Genomic DNA, 4,190 nt, shown 5'->3' on the forward strand with positions numbered 1-4,190 from the left:
AGGTAGCCCTCCTGGTCGAAGTGCATGATCTCGATCTTCTCGGTCTCCTTCATGTGTGTCCTCCCATCACATGTGCGCGATTCTATACATCGCGCTTCTTGCTGATACCAATTATAGCCATACGATTGCTCATTATTTAATACCAATCTAAACTCACGGAGATTTACGGCGAACGGTCGGTTTCCTCGCCCGAGTGGTATTACAACGCCATTAGTTGTCTAATTCGAGCAGCACTGCAACGAACACTCCGCAACTCGCCACCTAAAACTACGTTGCGCCAAACCCGCCCTAGTGTTTCCGGCGCAACCGCGCAGTTCGGTTATTCGGCTTCCATCTCTGCTATCACACGACGATACATATCGATAACCTGAGTTGTCGCCTTAGACGGATCCTGATAGTAGCGGCCGTCACACGTCTCGGCCGAGGCATAGCCCGTATAGCCGTGGCGCATGAGTGCCTCGAGGTCGGCACGCATATCGCGCTCGCCGTCGCCCCAGGCAAGATGCGTCGTGCCGCCGCCGACGTCCACAAAGTGGGTGTGGACGATCTTGTCGCCCAAGACCTCAAAGTAGCCGTCGATTGTGTCGCCGGCAACTTCCATGGCGCCAAAGTCGATACAAGCCTTCAGGTTGGGACGATCGACCGCCTCGAGGATGCGCGCGACGTCCTGCGCGGTGTTGACCAGCACGGACTCCGACGGCTGCAGCGCCTCGAGCGCAACGCGAATGCCGCGCGTATCGGCATAGTCGCATACCGAACGCAGCATGGCAACGCTGCGGGCCCAGGCGTCCTCAGCCGGCTCGTCCAGATAGGCCCAACCACTCGTCACCAGAATCTGCGGCGCACCCAGCTCAACGGCAACGTCAATGACATTCTTAAAGTACGAGAGTATGCGCTTTTGGCCCGCCTCACCACGCACCGCGACATTCCACGGCTTGGGGTTGTTCTGCTCGGGGCACACGCACACGATCTTGATGCCGTACTGGGCGGCAAGATCGCGAATCTTATCCACCGAATCGTGCTCGTGGCAATCCACATACAGGTGCATCGAGCCAGTCCACAGCTCGATATTGCGATAACCCGCCTCGCCTGCAGCCTTAAAGAACGTCTCGATGCTGTAGTAACGATGGTTGATGTTCATGAGCGAAAGCTCGGGTACGGCCATAGCCCTCCCCTTTCGTACGGGCTTTTAAAAAACAGGGGGCTGCCGCACATGCGACAAGCCCCCAAAGATCGACGCAACCGTTAGACGCGATGGAAGCGCGATTTAAACATATTAGGCAAGCACGCCAAAGAAGGCACCGATGATGCCGATGACCATGGTGCAGAGAATCAGGACCATCGGGTTGATCTTCTTGGAGAGCAGCCAGTAGTAAATCCAGAAGGCGGCCATGCCGAGCATGCCGGGCATGATGCCGTCCAGGATGTCCTGGAGGGTCTGGGCGGAGTCGCCCTGACCGATGGCGACGGGCAGCGAAGCCCAGAACATGTCCTTGCTCATGGCGCCGACCACCATGACGCCGACGATGCCGACGCAGGCCATGATCTTTTGCATCAGACCGGTCTTCTGAGCCTCGTTGAGGAAGCCAATGCCCAGTTCATAACCCTTGATAGCGCCAAAGATACGAATCAGGAACGCCGGGATGTTATAGATGAGCAGGAAGGCGATGGGGCCAAAGGCGTTGCCGGCCTGGCACAGGCTGATGCCCACGGCAGCGGCAACAACGCGCAGGGTGGACAGGAAGAAGGAATCACCCAGACCGGAAAGCGGGCCCATGAGGGCGGCCTTGATGTCGTTGACGCTCTCGGGCTCAACCTCGCCGCGAGCGACCTTCTCTTCCATGGCCATCGCGATGCCGCCCACGAAGGGAGCGAGCTGCGGGGTGATGTTGAAGAATGCGCTGTGACGGTGCAGGGCCTCGGCGTAATCGTCGGGACGGCCGGCATAGATCTTCTTGAGCATGTTGGCGACCATCAGGCAGAAGGCAATGTTCATCTGCTTGTAGTAGGTCCAGGAGAACTCCATGCCCAGAGCGCCGGTGCTCAGAGAGCTCTTAATGAGGTCGGAGCGAGTAATCTGGTTCTCGGAATTAGAAGTCATCGTCCTCATCCCCTTCCACAGAAAGCTGGGGCTGGGCGCCACCAAGGCCCAGCAGGTCGAACTTGTTGATGCCGATGATGATTGCGATCAGAGCGACACCGAGGACGGGCACGTTGGCATAGGAGCACATCAGGAAGCCCAGGAAGTAGAACGGCACGAGCTGCTTGGTAAGCACCAGACGACCGAGCATTGCGAAGCCCATGGCAGGCAGGATGTTGGCTGCGACGCCAAAGCCATCAAGGACAAACGTCGGGATGAAGTCGAGCAGACCCTGAACGGCGTCAGCGCCAAGATAGAAGGAGACGGAGCACAGGAAGAAGGCCAGGGCGACAATCACAAGACCGATAACCCAGTGCATAGCGTAGATACCCTTGAGGTTACCCTTGCTGGCAAAGACGTCGGCGCGGTCGACCAGAAGGGGCATACCGGCGTTGATGACGTTCTTGATGGCCAGGCACAGGGTGGCGATGGGCATCGCGAGCGCGATAGCGGCCTCAGTGCTCTGGCCCAGCTGAATAGCGAAGGCGCAGGCGAGCACGCCGCCAATCGTCTCATCAGGTGGCACGTAAGCGCCGATGGCAATAGAACCCATGAAGAGCAGCTCGAGGCTCGCGCCGATGGCGAGGCCGGACTGCAGGTCCCCGAGGACTATGCCGACGAGCGGGCACAGAACGATCGGGCGGAACGCATAGAGCGTACCGAGCTGATAATCGAGCTTACCGAAAGCAGCGATAAGTCCGATGAGGATCGCTTGAACAAGCATTGTTCCTCCTTTTGATCCCTCTTGGATCCGGTCGGCGATTCCCGACTTGTCAGCGCGCCCTTTTCCATGCCGACAATCGCCTAGGCAGATCCAGCTTGTACCGGCGTGCTGTTAACACCTAAACCGGTACAAATGATTTCATACCAATTATATAGTCATGCAGAAACTATTTAATACCAATCGCTCAACGGGCAGGTACTTCCGGTGAACGGTAGGTGGACTACCAGGTAAAGCGTTTATCCGCTACTCCACGGATAGGGCAGCACCATGCGTGCCGCCCCGTGGTCCCAAGTTACAGGACACTCATAGCGTCGACCTTGGGGTCATCGGCCAGAGCGCGAATCTCGACCTCGACACCACGACCGACGAGCTCGCGGATTTCCTCTTCCTCGGCGGCGGTCACAAAGACCTGACGCGAAACCTGGCGGGCGTCGGGACGCTGTTCGTCCTTGGACTTGGTGTTGCCCAGGTTGATCGAGGTAATCTGCGGGCAGCCGTCGGCAAGCTGCTTGGCCTCGGCGATGCTGGCGACGCAGATGATCATCTTGTACTTATCAGTGACACCAGAGTTAATTGCCTCGATGGCGTGTTCCATGTCCTTGATGACGAGCTTGGCGTTGGCCGGCTTGCCCATCTTGAGCGTGGTCTTCCAAACGGGATCGTTGGCAACCTTGTCGCCGACGCAGAAGATGCAGTCGGAGCCCAGGCCCTGGACCCAAGAGACGGCCACCTGGCCATGAAGCAGACGATGGTCGACGCGAAGCAGTTGAATCATGATTGACCCCCAAAGGTCTCATGCCGGAAACCCGGCCCCATTAATAGCAGGCGGAGACTAGAACTCTTCCTCGTCATCCGCATCGGTCAGCAGATCGTTGACAAACTTGACGCGCGTGTCGTCAGCCGCGATTATCTCGCGGATAACCTGATCGGCGGGAGCCTCCTGGTCCGAGAACAGTAGCTGGATCAGCAGCGGCAGGTTCATGTTGGCGACAAGGTAGGTGTTGGGACGCGTCTGAACGATCTTGGTGAACTCGTTGTTGACGCTACCGCCAAACAGGTCGGTGCACACGATCACGTCATCGGCAGGGTCGATGGTCGCCAGCAGCTTTGCGGCCTCCTCGGCGACGTCGGTGCGACCGTCGACAAACATCGATAGATCGTGAACGTTATCGCGCGCGCCCGAGAGCAGCTCGGTGCTCTCTTTAATGCCGGTCGCAAAATGCGCGTGGCTGGCGAAGATGTATTGCCTCATTACAGTTTCCCCCAAATGGAATTAGTAGTCGAACTGGTGGTAGTAGCGGCGGTACTTGAGGTTGTGCTTGGTGA

General features: G+C 57.9%; 5 protein-coding genes. All 5 read right to left on the reverse strand.

The genetic code is table 11. The features are described from left to right. Positions 1-319 precede the first annotated feature (319 nt). The 5 genes from DXC79_RS09890 to DXC79_RS09910 all read right to left on the reverse strand — a co-directional run bounded on the left by DXC79_RS09890 (position 320) and on the right by DXC79_RS09910 (position 4,116). Complete coding sequence (locus tag DXC79_RS09890; protein WP_055252639.1) at positions 320-1,165, reverse strand: sugar phosphate isomerase/epimerase; 846 nt, start codon at positions 1,163-1,165, stop codon at positions 320-322. 111 nt (positions 1,166-1,276) lie between these two features. Next, positions 1,277-2,101 carry a PTS system mannose/fructose/sorbose family transporter subunit IID gene (locus DXC79_RS09895; protein WP_369831513.1) on the reverse strand — a complete coding sequence of 275 codons (825 nt, stop codon included), beginning with the start codon at positions 2,099-2,101 and terminating at the stop codon, positions 1,277-1,279. Next, complete coding sequence (locus DXC79_RS09900) at positions 2,091-2,864, reverse strand: PTS sugar transporter subunit IIC (RefSeq protein ID WP_117636066.1); 774 nt, start codon at positions 2,862-2,864, stop codon at positions 2,091-2,093. Before DXC79_RS09900 ends, DXC79_RS09895 begins: the two co-directional genes overlap by 11 nt. 292 nt (positions 2,865-3,156) lie before the next feature. Further along, entirely contained in the window at positions 3,157-3,639 is a 483-nt protein-coding gene (locus tag DXC79_RS09905) for a PTS sugar transporter subunit IIB (RefSeq protein WP_117636067.1), read from the reverse strand. Between the two features lie 57 nt (positions 3,640-3,696). Beyond that, entirely contained in the window at positions 3,697-4,116 is a 420-nt protein-coding gene (locus DXC79_RS09910) for a PTS sugar transporter subunit IIA (protein WP_117636068.1), read from the reverse strand. Positions 4,117-4,190 lie beyond the last annotated feature (74 nt).

Source organism: Collinsella sp. TF08-11AT, assembly GCF_003437035.1.
Lineage (GTDB): Bacteria > Actinomycetota > Coriobacteriia > Coriobacteriales > Coriobacteriaceae > Collinsella.

Bases quoted from the DNA above. Each gene is read 5' to 3' on its own strand.
- DXC79_RS09900 (WP_117636066.1), bottom strand. From the start codon at position 2,864: ATGCTTGTTCAAGCGATCCTCATCGGACTTATCGCTGCTTTCGGTAAG.
- DXC79_RS09890 (WP_055252639.1), bottom strand. From the start codon at position 1,165: ATGGCCGTACCCGAGCTTTCGCTCATGAACATCAACCATCGTTACTAC.
- DXC79_RS09910 (WP_117636068.1), bottom strand. From the start codon at position 4,116: ATGAGGCAATACATCTTCGCCAGCCACGCGCATTTTGCGACCGGCATT.
- DXC79_RS09895 (WP_369831513.1), bottom strand. From the start codon at position 2,101: ATGACTTCTAATTCCGAGAACCAGATTACTCGCTCCGACCTCATTAAG.
- DXC79_RS09905 (WP_117636067.1), bottom strand. From the start codon at position 3,639: ATGATTCAACTGCTTCGCGTCGACCATCGTCTGCTTCATGGCCAGGTG.